Below are 20,142 nucleotides of genomic sequence, written 5' to 3'. Positions count from 1 at the left end.
CCGCCAAGACCCTTAGGATAGAGGTATCAAGGATATAACCCGCCGCAGAAATACTGCTTGCAGAGCTTTTCCTTGTCCGCTCAATTCCCCCCAATTGTCTTTCTGGTTAATTTTCCCAGTCTATGGGGATCAACTGAAATATTTTTTGCACGGGTAGTTGTTGATCAGGAGGCGGAGAATGGGAGACAAGGGAGAGCGGTGATTTGTATAGAAACATTCCCCGCGTCTCCATGTCTCCACGTCCCCGCGTCGGAAGCATCCCCCTTTCCCATCACCCATTCCCCAATTCCTGCAACAGCCAAAAACCGGCAAAAGATTCTGCTTGCGGATTGGATTGCACGGCTAAAAAATGTACCCCCTGTGCCTTCTGCTTCGCTTGTTCAAACCCTTTCGCCTCTGCTAGCAGCGCCCGATCTTTGAGATTCGCCAATATCGAGCGATCGCTCATTCCCGTTTCCAGCAGCAATCGGTCTTTTTCACTGTCAATTTTGATACTTCCTAAATCCAATCCGGAGAGCCACCCAGCCAAGGGCAAGGCTCTAGGCGAGAAAATTATCAAGCCGGGAATCTTCGTATCGGGGGTTATTCCTAGATTTTTCAGCGGAAAAGCTTCCCGAAAGTCAATTTCCCACTCGTGCATTTCTTCAAAGGCCGATGCCTCTAAAGTTACAAATGCCCACTGCTGTCCCACTAAGGCATCCGGTAAAGATTCGGGTGCTTGGGTTGGCATTTGAACCGAAGGATTGGGGACATTTGCCTGAAAACCGGGATGGTTGGGGTATACTTCTCGCATCCGCTCGTCTAGCCACCGATTCAGGGTAAAGGTGCGCCGACTGGGAGCAACTGAGATACCCAGATCGTTGCAGGCTTTGGTAATCATGTTATTCATCTGGGTACGGAAGAAGCGGATTTTTTGGGGAGATTGCCCAGATTGAGCCATAGCCTCCTCTAGCGCCTGCCGCAACCAAACAGAATTCACCTGCGTATTAGAACAATACTGAGCATAGCGGAAAGTAGAGTCTGGCTCGTCCCGCACTTCGAGGGGACTTTCGCAGATCAGCACTTCCCATACTTTTTTCTTGTTTTCGTCCAGGATTGGACGGGAATAGAAATCGAGTTCCCAAATTTTACCCATGCCGCCCTGCATCAATCTGGCTTCTGACTCGATTGTACGAGCGATCGCACCCCCCTAATCCGCAACCTCAGCTTAACGTTTCATCGCCAGTCCACTCAATCAGTTCATCCAAAGTGCATTCTAAAGCTCGACAGACGCGAAACAGCGGATCGGCATCCATGCGTAACAATGGCTGGTTTGCCCATCGATGGATGGTGTTGTAGTTGACTGAACTCAGCCTGGATAACTTCGACATCGTTATCTTTTGGCGATCGCACAATTCCCTGATTCTCAGTTTGGCTTGAAATGGCACCGTTAACCGCTTGTCTTTTTACAACTCTACAGTGTATAATATAACAATTCTAATAAAAAGCGATCGCGCTCCGGAAAGGAAAACTGAAGAGCGATCGCAAAGAGTTAGAACTCCCATAGTCCAGAATGCATCTGCTTCATACAGGAACTGATGCATGTCCTTACTAAAGGAACCTTATATGTCTATCTTATCAACATCACAGCCAAATTCCAAGCCCGTCCATCGACTTGCTCGCTTCGTCACCAAAGCAACAGCCGCCCTACTCTTCAACCTGAAGCCAGAACAAATTAAGCGCGTCGAATGCTGGCGATATGTAGTTTACGTCAACGGCGAGGGAGTCAGTCAATTCGTCAGCTACGCCGATTTTCCGCCAATTGTGGGCGTAGAAGCACCCACCGATTTAGACTTCGTTTATTGGCGCCGCCGCTGGAAAAAAACCCAAAATCCCGAAAAAAGGAAGCAAGCCCCCGATTTTTGGGCGCATTTTTATGCTAACAAGTTCCATAATGCTCTCTCAGTAGGAGAGTTATTGAATTGGGGCAAAATCGTGAATTTGGTAAAAGCAGTATTTGCCGAAACCACATTGCACCAGCTACGAGAAGTTTACCGCCAGGAAAAATGGGCGATAGAGAACTTTTCAATAGTTACGGGACTTACCCACGACGAGGGCATCACCTTTGTTTCCACCTAAATCTCTAGTTTGCCAGCGACGATTTTACACAGAAACCCGGTTTCTTTAAACCGGGTGTTCGCACTCGAGCGATCGCGCCACCCTAATCTCGCACTACTTCAACCAAGTCCTCAATCATCACATCAAACGCGCGCGCTAATTTCTGAATAGCTGTAAAATCAACCATCGCCATTGCTGGTGAGCGCGCGTAGCTTCTAACGGTGCTGTAAATAACTCCAGATCGCTCAGACACTTCCTTGAGCGTCCAACCTTTCTCAGCCGCAAGTTCTCTCACCCGCAACCTAATTTGCCCCATTTTTACCTTGACAATTGTTGAAATTTCGTCATTATACCTGTATTATAAATGAAAATCGCCGCTCCGGTATGGAAAACTGAAGGGCGATCGATACTATATCTATGTTATCAAGATCTATGTTATCAACTTCTCAGCCAAATTCCCAGCCCGTCCATAGACTAGCTCGCTTCGTCACCAAAGCCACAGCCGCCCTGCTCTTCAACCTCAAGCCAGAACAAATTAAGCGCGTCGAATGCTGGCGATATGTAGTTTACGTCAACGGCGAGGGAGTAAGCCAATTCGTCAGCTAAGCCGATTTTCCGCCAATTGTGGGCGTAGAAGCACCCACCGATTTAGACTTCGTTTATTGGCGCAGACGCTGGAAAAAGAGGCAAAATCCCGAAAAAAGGCAGCAAGCCCCCGAATGGGCGCATTTTTATGCTAACAAGTTCCATAATGCTCTCTCAGTAGGAGAGTTATTGAATTGGGGCAAAATGGTGAATTTGGTAAAAGCAGTATTTGCCGAAACCAAATTGCACCAGCTACGAGAAGTTTACCGCCAAGAAAAATGGGCGATAGAGAACTTTTAAATAGTTAACTAGGCAGATTTCCTTACCAATCTCCATTCTCTATCTGGTCGATATAGCTGTTAGTAGAGAAGCGATCGCATTCTGATAATTTTATTTTATCTTAGAGGTGATCGCTCCCTACTCAACACCAACTACGGCACTTCCATCGCAATCAAAGCATTCTCCAGCAAATAACTACAATAAGTATCGTTTGAGGCGATCGTTTCATTCCCTGTATATATGTGACCGTTTGTTATGGAAGATGATAAAGTCCCGAATATAGTAGACATAAAATTTTTCTGTGTTATTATATCGCATAACTAGGCTGCCATGTAGTAAAAAGCACATGGACACATCAACTGTAGAGCAAATTCTTGCGTCTGCTGAATTATGTTTGGAAGCTATAAAAACTCTCCAAGAAGTAGTTAGTGTTAAGCTTGACAACATCCAAGCATCCATCGAATATATTCTTAAAGAGCTTCAGTGATCTTATAATGCTCTTAGACATGCACTGATAACTGATAATCAAGAAACCAAGATCGTTCGTTTAAGGTTTGCTGAGGATAATTTACTGAAGAACAGAATCAATCCATCTCTTAAAACAGGAAAACTTGATAACAGTTACATCATCGCACTTGCTGATTATGGTCTAGGGTTAATTTGTGATTTACGGGATGATAAAACCATTGCAGCAGAACATATATTGAAGGCATTTGAGTCAGATCCCCGTGTTTTACGTACTGAGTTGGCACCAAAAGTTTATGAAGATGTCTTCAAGCCAAAGTGTGGAATTATTTTTGAGTGGTACACCAAACAGAAAGAAGAAATCAGACAGAAGAGCTTTGTGTTTGGGCAAACTTGGCAAAGAGGTATAGCTGTCTTAGGGGCGATATATGGAACTGTTAACATGATGAAGCCTGGTAACGCATCGCTTATAAGAAATAGCATATAATGTTGGAATGATTCGAGTGAATCTAACTTGAGGTGTGAAGAATTAAATAAACTAGATGAAGAGTTAGAGTCTAGAGTGGATCAAAAGTGCCAAGAAGTTTCCAGAACACTTTTATATGGTAAAGATAATATTTCACCTGACTTGTTCTCAGCATATTAGTAATTACATCTAATAAAACACTGCAAACGACACCCCAACCCAATGACACAGCTGGGTATAACGCACTTGATTTTGCATCTCGTCTGCCGTCACCTGATTAAGAATCACCAATAATCGTTGTGCAATCTCTTGAGGTGAACGACGAACAGCAAAAATTACACCATAGTGCATCTGCCCTGAATCAAAGTAAGCCTGTACAAGTTGCTCAAAATCAACTCTATTGTGAGTGACTATTGTTCTTCCTTGACTCACAGCATAGGCAAACTGATCTGCATCTGTTGCATGAAGTTGACCTGCATCTCGTGCGGAAACCGCATCAAAGCCTCTTGCTCTGAGCAACTCCGCAATTAAGCAATTGACATCTTCATCCAAATACAAACAAATAAAAAGGCTACTCACAAATCTTTAACCAATGGGTCAATTAACTCGTCAGGGATGCGGTTGCGTTCAATGTATTGGTTGATTTCATCTTGATGGTCGCTGTAATAAGTTAATGCACCAAATACTTGTCTCAAAGTTAAATGAGGCATTCCTTTGGGAATTTCTTCGGGTGCAGTACCCATACGCCAAGTTTCAACAATCGCTCTGACAGGTGTGCGGGTTCCCCGAATGATTGGTTCGCCGCTGAGGATTTCATCATCTCTGACAATGTAAAGATATTCCGTTGCTTGAACCATAGCTATCTCCTTTCATCAGCTATCATTTATTGTATCGTTTACATCAACTGTGGTAGGAAGCCAGCCGCATAATGTCAAACGTTGCCTGAAAGTGTTTTTATTAGTAAGGGTAAAACTTAGCAATTATTACCCATAAAAATAGGCGCTAGAGAACTTTTAGGTATAGGTAAAATTCTCTCACTACCTCTTACTCTGCGTTCTCTGCGCCTCTGCGGTTCAAAAAATCTACCTTCTTACGGTACTTCAATCGGAATCAAAGCATTCTCCGGCAGATAGCTGCGATAACGCTCTCCCTCCGACAACACCAAAATCAACCGCAACGGATAATCTGGTTCAACATTCAAATCAGCCCAAGGCACAGCCAATTCCAAACACTTATTTAAAGCCAATTTGGCGCGGCTGGTACGAGGATGCCATTGATAATGCTCCCCAGCTTCTTGAAACCAAATTGATTTCGTCAGTAAATTAACCCCCAAATGATGGTGAAAATGATAATTTAGCGGCGCTTCATCGGGTAACTCAGCCAGCGGCACCGGACTATTATGCATTGTCCTATCTGGATAAAACCAAAGCAAATTTAACTCTGGCGGACAATCTTTTCCTGGTTGAATGCCACTTTTGAAATCTAACCTGACATAGAAATTCAAGTGATCGACCCCATACCAAAGCCGCTGGACTGCAATGCTGTTGTGCATCGTACCCCGCGCGCCGCCAATTTCGATTCGCCCTGCTTTATCCCAGTCTTGCTCGTCACCCACACCATCGATAATCGGATGAATAAAGCTTTCTGGTCGATGATCGCCTCGCGCTTCGTGAATCTCAACTGGCTTGAGAATATTTTCTGGAATGGGTGCGTTTAATGCTTGGTAAATCGCGCACAAATGTTCCCGAAATAGCTGGTCAAAAATGGCATCTTGGTTAGAAGAATGACCTTCACCAAACCACCAAAACCAGTCGGAACCTTCAGCCGCATAAAGCGCTTCCCAGGCTTCAGGATTATTTTCTTCCGTCGCTTCTGGATGATTTGCTAATACTATTCTTGCTTCTGTTAGCATATCCCAAGCGCGATTTTTAGCAGGGTCGCCGATCCAAGTGGTAAGATTCCCATCGACCCAGGAACCCGTATGCAGTTGCTCGGCGGGGATAGTCGCCGTTGGGGGGAACTGGTCGATAAATTCGGATACGGTGACGAGTTTAATGTCCGGAGAGTCGCTCAGGGTTGAGTATAGGGCTTCCAGGAATGGTTTACCGTCTAATTGGTAATATTCCCAGCAATTTTCCCCATCCAGGGCAATGGTGACCAACCAAGGCTGTTCTAGGGCTGTTCCGTCCCCTGGCTGCCGGTGTTTGAGGGTACGAGCGATCGCTTCCAAGTGTCCCACCAATTCCGCTGCCGCCCGCTTCGGTTCCATCGACCCATAAGTAAATCCAATCAAATCCGATAATCTATGGTCGCGAAACACGATCGCTAAATCACCCGCAGTCGTTTCCAGGCGATAGGGACGATACAGCATTTCGGGTTCTTCCACATTTCCAGAACCATCCCGGTGGAAGAAGTGCTTCAGGGTCCAACCTAAAATAGCTTCATCCGAGCAAATCCAGTTAAACCCCTGTTTGACAATGTGTGGTAAAATCTCGCGGCCAACTGCCTGTTCCGAAGGCCACAACCCGCGAGGGGCAGAGCCAAATCGCTTTTCGTACATATCCCGCGCTTTTTGCAAGTGGCGGGGAATATCTTCTTCCCACTGAAAGCGGTGCTGGGGTAAATTCATATTCGACACCGCTACCCGCCCGACGTTTGTATCTGCCAGCAAGGGCAAGATTGGGTGGGTGTAGGGCGAAGTTGTGACTTCCAACTGCCCAGCTTCCTGCATTTTGCGATGCTGGGGGACGATGCGGCTGAGAATTTCTTGCTGTTTGGCGTAAATTTTGCGGCGATCGGTTAAATTAAAATTCCTCCCCCGTTCGATCCACGCGGCAATTTCCGGGTCGTCCCAAAATAGCGGATCGATCCAGGCTAGATTATGCCAAGCCATGACGTCGCCGTAATCTCCCGACTGCCAATTTTCCAGACACCAGGAGCGTCCATTTTCCTGCCGTTGCTGGTACAATTCGGCGTAGCGTGGATTCGGGTCGATCAGCGTGTGGTGGTTGGCGTCAAAAAAATGCTCGATAATAAATCGACGCTGGTCATCGCTCAGCTTTTCGGCTGGGGTTAAAGCCACCGCCAGATAAGGGTCTACCCCCGTTCCAGCGATGTAATCTTCCAGTTGCAGAATTAGCGATGGGACTAAGTTTACGGTTTGATGCAACTTGGGATAGCGTTCCAGCAACAGCACCAAATCCAGGTAATCTTTTGTTCCGTGCAACCGTACCCAAGGTAAGCGGTACTCACTTGTAGCCAACAAATCGGCATCGCCATCAGACAGCGGGGTGTTGCTGCGACTTTTATACAAAGGCTGGTGCTGATGCCAGATAAACGCGACGTATAGAGGATGGGTCATGGGTAATAGGTAATGGGTAATGGCGTTCCCAGGCAGAGCCTTGGTCACGAGGGTAATGGGTAATGGGTAGTCAGGTAGCCAATGACCAATTACCAATTACCCGTTACCAGTCCTTACATCACTTGTTCCACTTCGGCGATTTCGGGAATCGATTCCTTGAGTCTGCGTTCAATTCCCATTCTTAAGGTCATCGTCGAGCTAGGGCAAGAACCGCAAGCACCTTGCAAGCGCAGTTTGACGATGGGTCCGTCGATATCGACTAATTCCACGTTACCGCCATCGGACATCAAGTAAGGCCGCATTTCATCCAAAACAGTTTCGACGTTGTCAACTGTCAGTTCCATGATGTGAAACCTCGTTAAATCGCAGCTAAGTTTATCGTAGATCTTCTGAGGGAAAAAACCGCGAGCCAAGTTAGAGAAAATTGGCTGGTGCCTTTTTCCGCTTCGAGACGGACGCGCTTGTGGTTTTTCCTTAAACTGCTGCTACTTCCAGCAGTTTCACGTTGGCGAAATTAAATTCGGTGGCGATAATTTGACCATTTTCGCGGGAACGCACCACTTGGCGAGTCATCACGTAGTAATCACCAATTTTCTCGTAATTATCCTCAAATTCCAGTTCTCTGGTCATTTCATTCGTCTGCGCGTTACGGAAAACAGCGTCGTAGCGTTTTGATACGTAACCCTCGCCAGTATCTAAGCTTTCGTGGGTATCGATAACGAACGCCATCCTTCCCATGACGCGGCTGACCTGGCAAATTTCCGTGCCTCGGATCTTATAATTAGACCCCATCGCATCGCCTTTGACCAGAATTTCCATAGCACCTGTCGAGTCTTGTTCTCCCAGGTTAAACTGGTTTTTCCCGTGAGACTGCTCAAAACTAGACCGCTTGCGGTGGGTCACCACATCCCGCAACTGAGTGTAGATGCTTTGTTTGACCTCTTCGTCCTCGATTCCGGTAACTTCTACGCTGAGGTCGCCGTTAATGCGAATTTTGCCAGTGTAGACTTCATCACCTTGCTTGAGTTCCACATCTGCACTGTAACCTGGAAAGTTCGCATCCCAGGTATAGCGGTTTTCGTATGCCGCTTTGAATAATTCGCGAGCGTTCGTTTGCTCAGTCACAGAATTCTCCAAAAATCACCTTTCTCTAGTTTAATTAAACTTGTTAACTCGGGAAGCTGATTTTTTTTCATAAAACTTACGCGCGAAGATCCTAGAAACCGGGTTTCTGTGTATATTTTGGGTTGCCATCAACAATTTGGCCGATAAACCCGGTTTCTTGGCGTTCTGTGTATATCTTTCGTTGCCATCAACAATTTGGCGGATAAACCCGGTTTTTTGGCTTTCTTGCGGCGATTTTTTGGATAAACCCGGTTTCTTTGCGTCAGCCCTGGGTTGTTATTTTTTTGACAACCTAGCAATAACTTTCGGCAGTATCTATGCTGCCATAAAATTAGTTTACGAGTAGTTAACCCTAGTTGCTAAGGGTAATTGTCAGGATTCGACAGCATTTTAATCCAATTACCAATGACCAATTACCAATTACCAATTACCGCTTACGTTATTTGGATGAAACTATTAATGGTTCTTGGTACAGCGGGATGGTAAACGTAACTGTCGATCCCAGTCCTTCGCCCATGCTGTAAAAGTTTACCTGACCGCCCATTGTTTCGACTAATTTTTGCGAAATTGTCAATCCCAAACCCGTCCCGCCGTACTTGCGGTTGAGGCCGCCATCGACTTGAGTGAATTTTTGGAACAGCCTGTCTTGTTTTTCCAGCGATACCCCAATTCCCGTATCTGCCACGCGTACTACTACCATTCCAGGTAATTCTTGTTCTTTAAATAATAATTTCTTTTTCTGAACTTCGGCGGTAATTGTCACTCCACCTTCATGGGTGAATTTGATGGCATTGCCTACCAGATTTAACATTACTTGCAACAGCCGTTGGTAGTTGCCGTAGACGATCACTTCATCGTGGGCGGCTGGTAGTTGAAAGCGCAGGCTCAAATTCTTTTGCTGTGCCTGAGTTTGGGCAAAGTCATCGACCCGATCGAACAATTCTTTCAACTTGACCGAGCCTAACTCCAGCTCCATTTTACCTGCTTCGATTTTGGCGATATCCAGAATATCGTTGATAATGTTGAGCAGGTGCAGCGCCGAGCGGTATGCTTCTTGGATAAATTCTTGCTGTTCTTCGGGGTCTTCTGCCATTCCCTCTAGGATCAGTTTGAGGAATCCGATCATCCCGTTGAGGGGGGTACGCAGTTCGTGGGAGGTGTTGGCGAGAAATTCGCTTTTGAGGCGAGAAGATTCTTCTGCTTGCTGACGCGCTTCTTCTAATTCTTCGTAGAGGGTGGCGTGAGCGATTGCCGTCCCCACTTGTTCGGCTATTTCCCGCACCAGTTCGATTTCTGCTGGTTCCCACCCACTGCGTCCGCACTGATACAAGCTAATCAACCCGTTGGCTTCGTTTTTATAATAAGTTGCCACCACCAGCCTTGACTTTTGGTTGCCAGATTCCTGGGGTTCTTCTACCACTGTTCCCAGGGTGGCTAATGCCTTGGTGAGACAAGGGTCATCTTTAACTGCTAATGTTTTTCCCAACAGCGAGGGACATTGTTCTTGGCGATACTCTGCGACTACTCTTACTTCCGGATCGCTCTTTTTATAACCACTGATGATGCAGCGACTCACGCACAACGCTTTTCCCAGTCCATCCACCGTTTGCTGCCTAATCGTATCCAGATCCAGCGTGCGACGAATATTTCTGGCTATTTGGGTCAGCAGTTTTTGGTATTCTTGAGGATTGCAGCTCAGCGCACCGTTCTCTGTTACTTTGGCTGGAGCGTGACCTGAATGATTCCCCTCTGACTCGTGCGACTGGCTTCCCATTACCACTACTGTTGTTGCCGTCCCATCTGGCCTCAAAATTGGGCTGATCGCTAAATCGAATCTAAAACTATGTTCTTTGTATCGAAATTTACAACTGAACCGTTCTGGAACTTTACTCTCTATAATTTGCCGTACCCGTTGTCTATAAGCCGCCGGATCGGCTGGTTCTATTGTCTCTTCACTCCCCGCCGCCATCTCGGCTGCGGATATACCGTAGCGTTCTGCTTCCTGCCAATAAAATGACAGATACCGTCCCGAAACTTCTTGGGTATATACCAGTTCTGCTCCTATATCTTGGAGACTGGCAATATGACTTGCGCTCAAAGCAGATTCCAATTTATTGTTAGCTTCTGGTAACGTGCGTTGCCGATGGGTGGACAAGGTCATGAGCGTCTTATTCGCAACAGCTATTGTGATTAATGGTAGTAGCGCCTGAGACAATTAGACACAAACGCCACTTCTGATGCTACCCGACTCTATAATCCAATGACTACAATACCAACACAGTCAATCGTTCCACTCGCCACGGGGAGGTACTGGCGTTCGCTGCATGGTACGAGTTAATTCGTCATCTCGTTGCGAGCCACCTTTAAGCCATTGCCGAATGGCTACTTCTACAATTTTACTAGGGTCATTGGTCAAATGCCGCAGTTGCTCAAATAATTCTGCGTCGATCTGGATGGAAACTTCCACCTGATCGGCTGCACGCTGGGTTTCAATTGCTGATTCGTTCATATACCGTTAAAAATCCGCTGGTTTTTGGGCTGGTCCCGTTAACAGTAGAGGCATCTTCAGTTTAAACTGACCATTATTGCAGGCAAAGCTGTCTTTGACACTCTGCGGGATATGCGCCGCGCAGATTCTTAATTCACCGAGCGCTCTTACTATGAAACAGTTACCCATTCCATACCAGAGGAGCATCTCTCCAAAAGCTTTTTGCTCCTTTTCAGCAGCGAGTTCCCGGCTGCCCGACGGTACTCTGAGACCCCTAAAACTTTGGTTTCTCTGCTTGATGCTTAAGCCTTTTACCCAGGCAAGCATTTCTGCCTGGAACCCCCTAAGCTCAGTTTTCAAGGTGCGTTGCCCTTGGGCTACTGGGTGTTTAAAGAGGTTCAATACCCTAACCTCTATATTAAATACTACCCTGAAACTGACTTTAGCGCCCGCCCAGACGGCGAATTTATTCCCAGTTGTCCGCTTTCATCCACGCCATAACCATTGACGTGGATGAAAGCGTCCTGATTTTTTAGGTAATTGCTATCGTTAGCGAATGTAGACGTTTTTGGATTATTTTGCTTGCCCTTATACTACGATCTGATGCTACCCTGAGGAATAATCAAATGGAGCTTTGATTATAGCGCGCTTCGCGCCACGATTTTTCCCCCTGTCATCGGGTTTGCCAAGCTGGAAAACCCGATTCGCCCTAGGGAAACATTAAAATATTTTAAGCAACGTGTATTTTCTGTTTCAGATGGATTCGCTGATCGATCTATAAGCAAAAAATTTATGACTGACGCGCCCGTATCTCGCATTCGCAACTTTTCGATCATTGCCCACATCGACCACGGGAAGTCAACCCTGGCTGACCGTTTGTTGCAGACCACCGGGACGGTGGCGGCAAGGGAGATGAAAGAACAGTTTCTAGACAACATGGAGTTAGAAAGGGAACGCGGCATTACAATTAAGCTGCAAGCGGCCCGGATGAACTATACGGCTAAAGATGGTCAGCAGTACGTACTCAACTTGATCGACACTCCCGGACACGTGGACTTTTCCTATGAGGTGTCGCGCAGTCTGGTCGCCTGCGAGGGGGCGCTTTTGGTGGTGGATGCCTCCCAAGGGGTAGAAGCGCAGACTTTAGCCAATGTCTACTTAGCCCTAGAGCATAATCTAGAAATTATCCCGGTTTTGAATAAAATAGACTTGCCCGGTGCCGAACCAGACCGGGTAAAGCGGGAAATCGAAGAAATTATCGGGTTAGATTGCAGCGGTGCGATTTTAGCATCGGCGAAAGAAGGCATCGGGGTGGATGAAATCTTAGAATCGATCGTCCACTTGATTCCCCCGCCCAAAGATACTGTAGACCAAAGGTTGCGGGCGTTGATTTTTGACAGCTATTACGACAGCTACCGGGGTGTAATCGTCTATTTCCGGGTGATGGATGGTACGGTGAAAAAGGGCGACCGCATCCGCTTGATGGCAACTGGAAAAGAATACGAGATCGATGAGTTGGGGGTACTTTCTCCCAACCAAGTCCAGGTCGAGTCTCTCCACGCCGGGGAAGTCGGTTATCTAGCTGCATCGATTAAAGCCGTATCCGATGCCCGCGTTGGCGATACGATTACTTTAGCTAGCGCACCCGCCGCCGAACCGTTACCCGGTTATACCGAAGCTAAACCAATGGTGTTTTGCGGCATGTTTCCCACCGATGCCGACCAATATCCAGATTTAAAGGAAGCGCTGGAAAAACTCAAGCTCAACGACGCCGCGTTAAACTACGAACCAGAAACTTCCAGCGCCATGGGTTTTGGCTTCCGCTGCGGTTTCTTGGGTTTGCTGCACATGGAAATCGTCCAGGAACGTTTAGAACGAGAATACGACCTGGATTTGGTGATTACAGCGCCTTCGGTAGTTTACCGCGTCACGACGAATAAGGGAGAAGTTCTCTTAATCGATAATCCCAGCACCTTGCCCGATCCGCAACATCGGGAAAAAATCGAAGAACCCTATGTCCAGGTAGACATTATCACGCCGGAAGAATACGTCGGGACGTTGATGGAGTTGTCTCAAAATCGCCGGGGTACGTTCAAAGATATGAAGTACCTGACGGTGGGACGCACCAACTTGACTTACGAGTTACCTTTAGCAGAAGTCGTGACCGACTTTTTCGACCAGATGAAGTCGCGATCGCGCGGTTACGCCAGTATGGAGTACCATCTGATCGGTTACCGGGAAAATCCCCTGGTACGACTGGATATTATGATTAACGGCGATCCGGTAGATTCCCTGGCGATGATCGTCCACCGCGATAAAGCTTACTACGTAGGGCGCAGTCTGGCAGAAAAACTCAAGGAACTGATCCCGCGCCACCAATTCAAGGTTCCCATACAGGCGGCGATTGGCAGCAAAATTATTGCTAGCGAACATATCCCGGCAATGCGCAAGGACGTATTGGCGAAATGCTACGGCGGTGACATCTCCCGAAAGAAAAAGTTGCTGCAAAAGCAAGCAAAAGGCAAGAAGCGCATGAAAGCTATCGGGACTGTCGATGTGCCGCAGGAAGCATTTATGGCTGTTTTGCGCTTGGATAAGGAATAGGGATGCGCTGATTCAAAGGTGGCTGAAATAGCTGCTTTTCCCTGTAGAACCCCGACTTCTCTTGTGAAGTCGGGGTTCTGGGTATAGAGACTTCTCTGGGAAGTCCCCGTTCTGGGTATAGATCCGTAGATGTGCGGTTAAAGGCGGTGCCTTGGTCAAGTTATTGTAAAGCCAGGATCAAATGGAGTAATTTCTTACCGTGAAGTTTTATCAAGAAATGTCAAGGAAGTTTATGGGAGCGCGGGCTAGAGGATAAAGATTTGATGAATTATAGGGATCGAAGTTTCTTTTGGCAGCATTCTTTGCTAACTTGCTAGTTGAGTAGTAAGTAAATACTCTAACCCAGATATCCCAGCTGACTATTCAAAAGCAATGCTTTTAAATCCCAATCGGATATCAACTGACAACGGAACATTCAAAGGATATAGTTGTTAAAGACAACCTTGCCAGCTTGAAATAACGTATCGCTTGCATAAAACCTATGAGAATTTTGGTCACTGGTGGTGCTGGATTTATTGGTTCCCATCTGATCGATCGCTTGATGGAACAGGGGCATGAAGTGATTTGTTTGGATAACTTTTATACAGGACACAAGCGAAATATCCTCAAATGGTTAGACCATCCCTACTTTGAATTTATCCGCCACGACATCACCGAACCAATCAGGTTAGAAGTAGATCAAATTTATCACCTGGCTTGTCCCGCTTCTCCGGTTCATTACCAGTACAACCCCATCAAAACTGTCAAAACCAATGTGATGGGAACAATTAATATGCTGGGGTTAGCTAAACGAATAAAAGCCAGATTTTTACTCGCTTCTACTTCGGAAGTTTATGGGGATCCAGAAGTGCATCCCCAACCAGAAGAATATAGGGGAAATGTAAATCCAATCGGGATCAGATCCTGTTACGATGAAGGGAAGCGAATAGCAGAAACTTTGAGTTTTGACTATTACAGAGAAAATAACGTAGATATCCGCGTTGCCCGGATTTTTAACAGTTTAACAGGTGACCAAAAAGTAGTTTATTACAAGGGAGATAAACTTTACTCCGAAACATTTGCCGAATGCTATAACCGCATTCATCAAGATATATCAGATGTATCCGTTCCTTGTTTCGATCAAAAAACCGGCAGTGCAGCTATCCGTCCAATTTCAGCCATTTGGAAACATCACGTCACCAAAACAGGGTATGAAATTACTACAACTTGGGGCAAAAAAGTAAAAGTTACAGAAGATCACAGCTTATTTACTAGCGATGAAAAAGGATTGCCCAAGGCAGTATTTGGGAAAGACTTGAAAGTAGGCGATGATATTGCGGTTCCTCATTATTTACCCTTCGTAGACAAGGCGCTGGAACCTTTCTACATTTCGGATGTAACGACAATTAAAGGCTTATCCATTGCCAATGAAGATGTAGTTTCTCACCTGGAAGATCGCAATCGCGATATTCGCAACTATCTAGCACAAAAAGGAATCAGTTCTCGGCAACATTTCAGTAAGCTGAGAAGGTATGAGGCAATGAACCGCATACCGTTGGATATTTGGCAGCATTTAGGACTGCCTTTGTCGGCTAAGGATAAGATTGCGATCGCTTACTCCAATAAGCAGGTAACCAACTATATTGAAAATATCAATAGCCTGCTGTGGTTTTTGGGCTTTTATCTGGCAGAGGGTTGCCTAATTTACAGGGATAAACCAGCAGATTATCAACTTATATTCAGTTCAAACGTCAAATATCTGGAGAAGTTGATTAAAGTCGCTGAAGATTTATTTGGCTGCGAGAGTGAGATTAAATTTGACCAAACTGGGAACAGATCGCCCGCAGTTCACATTCGCTCTAGAATTATCGTAGATTTAGTTGTGAACGTCTTTGGGTTCGGTAAGAATCTCAGTACCCAAAAAGATATACCAGATTGGATCGTACAACTTCCCAAAGAACAGTTAGTCCATTTCTTACAAGGATTTTGGGAAGGAGATGGCAACCACGATGCCAAAACAACAGGTTCCCTACTGGTGTTCAACAGTTCCAGCCAAAACATTATCGAAAAACTGACATTGATTTTGGCAAAGTTTGGCATCATTGGCAGCGTGTCAGAGTTTTACACCACTGTTCGTAAGGGAGACGAACAACAGTACAAATCTTACCGCATTACGGTACAAGGATTAGACAATTACTCGATTTTAGAATTGAGTAATGCTAAACAAACTCTGGAAGCTAAAACTACAGAACACATTGCTTGGGCAAAGGTCAAAAACATCGAAGCATTCGAGATAGACGACTACGTGTACGATTTTTCCGTGCCAGATTACGAAAACTTTGTCGGTGGTACGTATTGTATATATTGCCACAATACTTATGGCCCTCGAATGTTAGAAAATGATGGGCGCGTTGTCAGCAATTTTGTAGTGCAAGCTTTACGAGGCATCCCCCTAACCATATACGGAAATGGGTCGCAGACTCGTAGTTTTTGCTACGTATCCGACCTAGTGGAAGGACTGATGCGGTTGATGAATGGGGAACATGTGGGACCCGTAAATTTGGGTAATCCCGGTGAATATACGATCTTAGAACTGGCTCAAATTATTCAGGAAATGGTGAATCCAGACGCACAATTGAAGTACGAACCGTTGCCCCAAGATGACCCCAAACAACGACAGCCGGATATTACAAAGGCTAAAACCTGGCTGGGGTGGGAACCTACGGTTCCTTTGAGAGAAGGGCTAAAGTTGACTATAGACGATTTTCGCTCTCGAATGAATAACCCGCAGCCTTAAAATACAAGCTTTTTCAGGGTGTGGAAAATTAGGTTTGCGGACGTGGTAATTCCACGGTGAAATTTGGGTACTACTACTAATGGTTGCTCATTCTTTAACCGCAAACCCTTGCAATAGCTGAGAAACTCGACCAAAACCAATTAAATTGAGGATTTGAACATGCGTGTTTGTGTCATCGGTACGGGATATGTAGGCTTAGTAACTGGCGTATGTCTGGCGCATATCGGGCATCACGTCATCTGCGTAGACAACAATGAAGAAAAAGTAAAGTTAATGAAAGCCGGACAATCCCCGATTTTTGAGCCGGGATTGTCTGAACTGATGCAGTCTAGCACGGCGGTGGGACTGCTAGAGTTTAGTTCCGACATTGCGGAAGGGGTAAAGCACGGAGATATTTTGTTTATCGCTGTGGGAACTCCGCCTTTACCTACAGGGGAAAGCGATACCCGCTATGTGGAAGCTGTGGCGCGGGGAATCGGTGCTAATCTCAACGATGGCTATAAAGTAATCGTAAATAAATCTACCGTGCCAATCGGTTCAGGCGACTGGGTGCGGATGATTGTGATGGATGGTATCGCCGAACGCCAAAAAGTCTTGGTAGGCGCAGGTGGCGTTGTTAGCGAAGAAACGGTGGAAAAGATTGCCGCCGAGTTCGATGTGGTGAGCAACCCAGAGTTTTTACGGGAAGGGTCGGCAATTTTTGATACCTTTAACCCGGATAGGATCGTTTTGGGCAGCAACAGCCAAAAAGCGATCGCCATGATGCAGCAACTATATACCCCGATTGTCGAACGCAAGTTCGCCGAAGACAAGTCTTTACCACCCGTCCCTGTGGTAGTTACAGACCTCAATTCGGCAGAAATGATTAAGTATGCCGCTAATGCGTTCCTGGCGACTAAGATTAGCTTTATTAATGAAGTTGCCAATATTTGCGATCGCGTCGGTGCAGATGTAACCCAAGTCGCCAAAGGAATTGGTTTAGACTCCCGCATCGGTAGCAAGTTCTTAAACGCCGGTATTGGTTGGGGTGGTTCTTGTTTCCCCAAAGATGTTTCCGCGTTAATCCACACCGCCGATGACTACGGTTACGAAGCTCAACTGATGAAAGCCGCCGTCAGCGTTAACCAACGCCAGCGCTTAATCGCTATAGAAAAATTACAGCAAGAACTGAAAATCCTCAAGGGTAAAACAGTTGGTTTGTTGGGTTTAACTTTCAAACCCGATACCGATGACATGCGCGACGCCCCAGCTTTGAATTTAATCGAACAACTCAACCGCTTGGGAACTAAAGTAAAAGCCTACGACCCAATTGTGTCTCAAAGTGGCATGGCGCACGGTTTATCTGGAGTTTATGTCGAAAGCGATCCAGAACGGTTGGCAGATGGTTGCGATGCTTTGGTATTAGTCACCGAGTGGGCACAGTTCCAAAGCTTAGATTATGTCAAAATGGCGAAGTTGATGAACAACCCCGTGATGATTGATGGTCGCAATTTCCTCGATCGCAAGGAACTGGAAAACGCCGGGTTCCGTTACGTTGGGATTGGGCATTAATATAATTGCAGATTGCAGATTTTAGATTGCAGATTTGATGAAATTTTCAATCTTAAATCTAAAATATTCAATCTAAAATCACCTCGCCTGTTGTGCAACAAAATGCCAAATTAGTCCGGCAAGAATTAAGCCTAAACCCGTTAGCCAGATTTGTTGTTCTACCCAGAAAGCTAGGAACAAACAAGCGGCTAAACCCAACAAAGCTAACCATTTAGGATATAAGCGATCCCTCTCTGGCAGCTGCAAAGCTGCCAGATTTGTTATGGCGTAATAAATTAAAACGGTAAAAGCGCTAAAAGACCAAGTGGTTTTGACGTTACCGATTAGGACAAGGTTTGCGATCGCAATTCCCATCACCCACACTGCTACATCCGGCGTCGTTCCTGTCTGATTTAATCGTGCCACAATTCGCGGCATATCCCGCCTTCGTCCCATTGCCAGCAAGACGCGGGATAATCCTAAAATTAAGTTGAGCAATACCCCCAGCATCGCGGTCATCGCACCAATTGCGAGTATTTGCGTCCCGCCGGGAATACCTAAGCGACTCATTACCACTTCCAAAGGCGCAGCAGTTGCTTTACCCAATACATCTGCACCAACTGCACTAACGGCAACTATTGCTACGGCAATATAAAGTAGCATCGTCAGCACCATCGCCGTAATAATTGCTTTCGGGATAGTGCGACGGGGGTTTCTCGCTTCTTCTCCCATTGTGGCGATGCGTCCGTAACCTGTATAGGCGACAAACATTAAAGCACTGGCGTGGAGTAAATCGCCGATAGAATTAGGGAAAAATCGAGTTAAATTATCAATTCCAGACGTTGCTACGGTGGGTAAACCGGCAAGAATAAAAAAACATAAAGATAGTAGGGTAATAGAGACGATTGTGATATTGGCGAAATTGGAGCGGCGAATGCCAGTCCAAACGATTATAGTGAGGATGAGGACGGATAAAAGAGCGATCGCAACCAGCAATCCCTGTCCGGATAGTCCAAAAAACCTTTGCAGATAACCCGCAAAACCCAACGCCGCCGTCGCTGCGGAAGCGGTTTTAGCTAGCAGAAACATCCACCCGGCGGTAAAACCCAACCAAGGCGTCAGATATTTATAACCATATTCGTAAGTACCGCCGCTAACGGGATGACTAGCAGCGAGTTGGGCGCTGTTAAGACCATTACAGATAGCGACAATAGCACCAATTGCTACTGCGAGAATTACTCCAGAACCTGCAATACCCGCCGCAATGCCGATACTGACAAATACTCCCGTACCGATAATGGAACCGAGTCCCATCATCGTTGCGCCTAATACACCCAATTCTCGTGTGAGTTGCCGAGATGTTGACATGGGGAGTTGACCTGTAAGCGATCGCTACTCTACATGTTAGGGCTGACGGGTTAAGGTTTGGTTGTGGTGGGGTGGGGTTATTGTTTGTTCTTTTAGTCCCCTTGCGGGGATTGGGTAATTGTAAACTACCCACGCCAAGTATCAGTTGTTTGTTTCAATCCCCGCAAGGGGAGTAGGTAAGCGCGACAAGGTGGAGGGACGGGAAAGTTGTTCCCGTCAACAATAACGTTTCAATCCCCTTGCGGGGAGTAGGTAAGTGCGACATTTAAACATTTTGAATAATTCTCAGCTAGATATTTTTGTTTCAATCCCCTTGCGGGGAGTAGGTAAGTGGGACCCTCGCTTTGAAGCCTTTACCCTGTCTGGCTTCCAGAGGCCATTTGCGACGACCTTCAATTTTGTGGCTACAAACTCTAAAAAATTTCCTCGAATAAAATCTGAAACCCTTACAGGTAAAGCAACCGACCGTCTCGACGAAATCAAGCGCATTTCAGCCATCTGGCGCGAGCGTCGCCAATTTTTATAATTGGCGGCAGAAAAATTAAATTGTCATGGTTGTGAAAGTTGTATTAATTATTTGGCATCAATAGCAAATTGTCAAGCAGTTTACCTGGGGATTTATCCTGCTGAAGGAGTATTTGGGATCGCACCCGCGCGGCAACAAAATTCACAACCAGTTTTAATCGGTTGTGTAGGGGCACGGCATCAATAAATCTTGATTTTTACCAGAGATTGTTGAATGCCGTGCCCCTACAGCCCCGAACAGATTTGGTTTTGATTGGTTGGTGTGAGGGCAGGGCATGGGTAACGCTTGATTTTGACCACAAATTGGCGATCGCACCCACGCCGCCACAAAATTCACCACCAGTTTTCATCGGTTGTGTAGTAGCACGGCGTGGCATAGCTGTTGATTTCTACCAGAGATTGTAGAATGCCGTGCCCCTACAGTCGCAAATTGATTTGGTTTTCATCGGTTGTGTAGTAGCACGGCGTGGCAT

General features: G+C 46.1%; 21 protein-coding genes. 7 read left to right on the top strand and 14 right to left on the bottom strand.

The window, feature by feature from the left end:
- Positions 1-271 precede the first annotated feature (271 nt).
- Both ACE1CM_RS09175 and ACE1CM_RS09170 read right to left on the bottom strand, forming a co-directional pair.
- Entirely contained in the window at positions 272-1,135 is an 864-nt protein-coding gene (locus tag ACE1CM_RS09175) for a Tab2/Atab2 family RNA-binding protein (RefSeq protein ID WP_374877106.1), read from the bottom strand.
- Positions 1,136-1,202: 67 nt separating this feature from the next.
- Positions 1,203-1,427 (bottom strand): helix-turn-helix domain-containing protein, encoded by a 225-nt coding sequence (locus ACE1CM_RS09170; protein WP_374877105.1) that lies wholly within the window; start codon positions 1,425-1,427, stop codon positions 1,203-1,205.
- A 178-nt stretch (positions 1,428-1,605) separates the two neighbouring features.
- On the opposite strand from ACE1CM_RS09170, the gene ACE1CM_RS09165 reads away from it, so the two are divergent.
- A complete protein-coding gene (locus ACE1CM_RS09165; RefSeq protein WP_374877104.1) occupies positions 1,606-2,118 on the top strand; it encodes a hypothetical protein in 513 nt (170 codons plus the stop codon).
- An 82-nt stretch (positions 2,119-2,200) separates the two neighbouring features.
- On the opposite strand, the gene ACE1CM_RS09160 is transcribed toward ACE1CM_RS09165, so the two are convergent.
- Entirely contained in the window at positions 2,201-2,413 is a 213-nt protein-coding gene (locus tag ACE1CM_RS09160; RefSeq protein ID WP_374877103.1) for a helix-turn-helix domain-containing protein, read from the bottom strand.
- A gap of 116 nt (positions 2,414-2,529) precedes the next feature.
- Here ACE1CM_RS09160 and ACE1CM_RS09155 point away from each other — a divergent pair, with 116 nt between their 5' ends.
- Together ACE1CM_RS09155 and ACE1CM_RS09150 are read left to right on the top strand one after the other, a co-directional pair.
- Positions 2,530-2,703 carry a hypothetical protein gene (locus tag ACE1CM_RS09155; protein ID WP_374877102.1) on the top strand — a complete coding sequence of 58 codons (174 nt, stop codon included), beginning with the start codon at positions 2,530-2,532 and terminating at the stop codon, positions 2,701-2,703.
- Between the two features lie 18 nt (positions 2,704-2,721).
- Positions 2,722-2,982: a hypothetical protein gene (locus ACE1CM_RS09150; protein WP_374877101.1), complete on the top strand. Its 261-nt coding sequence runs from the start codon at positions 2,722-2,724 to the stop codon at positions 2,980-2,982.
- A 131-nt stretch (positions 2,983-3,113) separates the two neighbouring features.
- Here the strand turns inward: ACE1CM_RS09150 and ACE1CM_RS09145 are convergent, their stop codons facing one another.
- The 9 genes from ACE1CM_RS09145 to ACE1CM_RS09105 form a co-directional block, all read right to left on the bottom strand.
- Positions 3,114-3,251, bottom strand: coding sequence for a hypothetical protein (locus ACE1CM_RS09145; protein ID WP_374877100.1), 138 nt, complete (start codon positions 3,249-3,251; stop codon positions 3,114-3,116).
- Positions 3,252-4,081: 830 nt separating this feature from the next.
- Positions 4,082-4,471: a DUF5615 family PIN-like protein gene (locus ACE1CM_RS09140; protein WP_374877099.1), complete on the bottom strand. Its 390-nt coding sequence runs from the start codon at positions 4,469-4,471 to the stop codon at positions 4,082-4,084.
- Complete coding sequence (locus tag ACE1CM_RS09135) at positions 4,468-4,749, bottom strand: DUF433 domain-containing protein (protein ID WP_374877098.1); 282 nt, start codon at positions 4,747-4,749, stop codon at positions 4,468-4,470. Before ACE1CM_RS09135 ends, ACE1CM_RS09140 begins: the two co-directional genes overlap by 4 nt.
- A 233-nt stretch (positions 4,750-4,982) precedes the next feature.
- A complete protein-coding gene (locus tag ACE1CM_RS09130) occupies positions 4,983-7,253 on the bottom strand; it encodes a glycoside hydrolase (protein ID WP_374877097.1) in 2,271 nt (756 codons plus the stop codon).
- 113 nt (positions 7,254-7,366) lie between these two features.
- Positions 7,367-7,597 carry a NifU family protein gene (locus ACE1CM_RS09125; protein WP_374877096.1) on the bottom strand — a complete coding sequence of 77 codons (231 nt, stop codon included), beginning with the start codon at positions 7,595-7,597 and terminating at the stop codon, positions 7,367-7,369.
- A 130-nt stretch (positions 7,598-7,727) separates the two neighbouring features.
- Positions 7,728-8,378 carry a DUF3386 domain-containing protein gene (locus ACE1CM_RS09120; RefSeq protein WP_374877095.1) on the bottom strand — a complete coding sequence of 217 codons (651 nt, stop codon included), beginning with the start codon at positions 8,376-8,378 and terminating at the stop codon, positions 7,728-7,730.
- Positions 8,379-8,817: 439 nt separating this feature from the next.
- On the bottom strand, positions 8,818-10,539 hold the full coding sequence (locus ACE1CM_RS09115) for an ATP-binding protein (protein WP_374877094.1): 1,722 nt from the start codon (positions 10,537-10,539) through the stop codon (positions 8,818-8,820).
- Between the two features lie 120 nt (positions 10,540-10,659).
- On the bottom strand, positions 10,660-10,887 hold the full coding sequence (locus ACE1CM_RS09110; protein WP_226579424.1) for a hypothetical protein: 228 nt from the start codon (positions 10,885-10,887) through the stop codon (positions 10,660-10,662).
- 6 nt (positions 10,888-10,893) lie between these two features.
- Positions 10,894-11,268 (bottom strand): hypothetical protein, encoded by a 375-nt coding sequence (locus ACE1CM_RS09105; RefSeq protein ID WP_374877093.1) that lies wholly within the window; start codon positions 11,266-11,268, stop codon positions 10,894-10,896.
- Positions 11,269-11,658: 390 nt separating this feature from the next.
- On the opposite strand from ACE1CM_RS09105, the gene lepA reads away from it, so the two are divergent.
- The 3 genes from lepA (at position 11,659) to ACE1CM_RS09090 (ending at position 17,797) form a co-directional block, all read left to right on the top strand.
- Entirely contained in the window at positions 11,659-13,470 is a 1,812-nt protein-coding gene (gene lepA, locus ACE1CM_RS09100) for a translation elongation factor 4 (protein ID WP_374877092.1), read from the top strand.
- A 481-nt stretch (positions 13,471-13,951) separates the two neighbouring features.
- On the top strand, positions 13,952-16,246 hold the full coding sequence (locus ACE1CM_RS09095; RefSeq protein WP_374877091.1) for a GDP-mannose 4,6-dehydratase: 2,295 nt from the start codon (positions 13,952-13,954) through the stop codon (positions 16,244-16,246).
- A 159-nt stretch (positions 16,247-16,405) separates the two neighbouring features.
- Entirely contained in the window at positions 16,406-17,797 is a 1,392-nt protein-coding gene (locus ACE1CM_RS09090) for a UDP-glucose dehydrogenase family protein (RefSeq protein WP_374877153.1), read from the top strand.
- 78 nt (positions 17,798-17,875) lie between these two features.
- Here ACE1CM_RS09090 and ACE1CM_RS09085 read toward each other — a convergent pair whose 3' ends face one another.
- The gene (locus ACE1CM_RS09085; RefSeq protein ID WP_374877090.1) at positions 17,876-19,144 is read right to left on the bottom strand and encodes an APC family permease; all 1,269 of its coding nucleotides are present in this window, start codon (positions 19,142-19,144) and stop codon (positions 17,876-17,878) included.
- A gap of 256 nt (positions 19,145-19,400) precedes the next feature.
- Between ACE1CM_RS09085 and ACE1CM_RS09080 the strand changes: the two genes are divergently transcribed.
- The gene (locus ACE1CM_RS09080) at positions 19,401-19,670 is read left to right on the top strand and encodes a hypothetical protein (protein ID WP_374877089.1); all 270 of its coding nucleotides are present in this window, start codon (positions 19,401-19,403) and stop codon (positions 19,668-19,670) included.
- A 196-nt stretch (positions 19,671-19,866) separates the two neighbouring features.
- Here ACE1CM_RS09080 and ACE1CM_RS09075 read toward each other — a convergent pair whose 3' ends face one another.
- Entirely contained in the window at positions 19,867-20,046 is a 180-nt protein-coding gene (locus ACE1CM_RS09075) for a hypothetical protein (RefSeq protein WP_374877088.1), read from the bottom strand.
- Positions 20,047-20,142 lie beyond the last annotated feature (96 nt).

This window comes from Microseira sp. BLCC-F43, assembly GCF_041929235.1.
Taxonomy (GTDB): domain Bacteria; phylum Cyanobacteriota; class Cyanobacteriia; order Cyanobacteriales; family Aerosakkonemataceae; genus Microseira.
The sequence above is the reverse complement of the archived record's forward strand: the minus strand, read 5'-3'. Positions and strand labels throughout refer to the sequence as shown.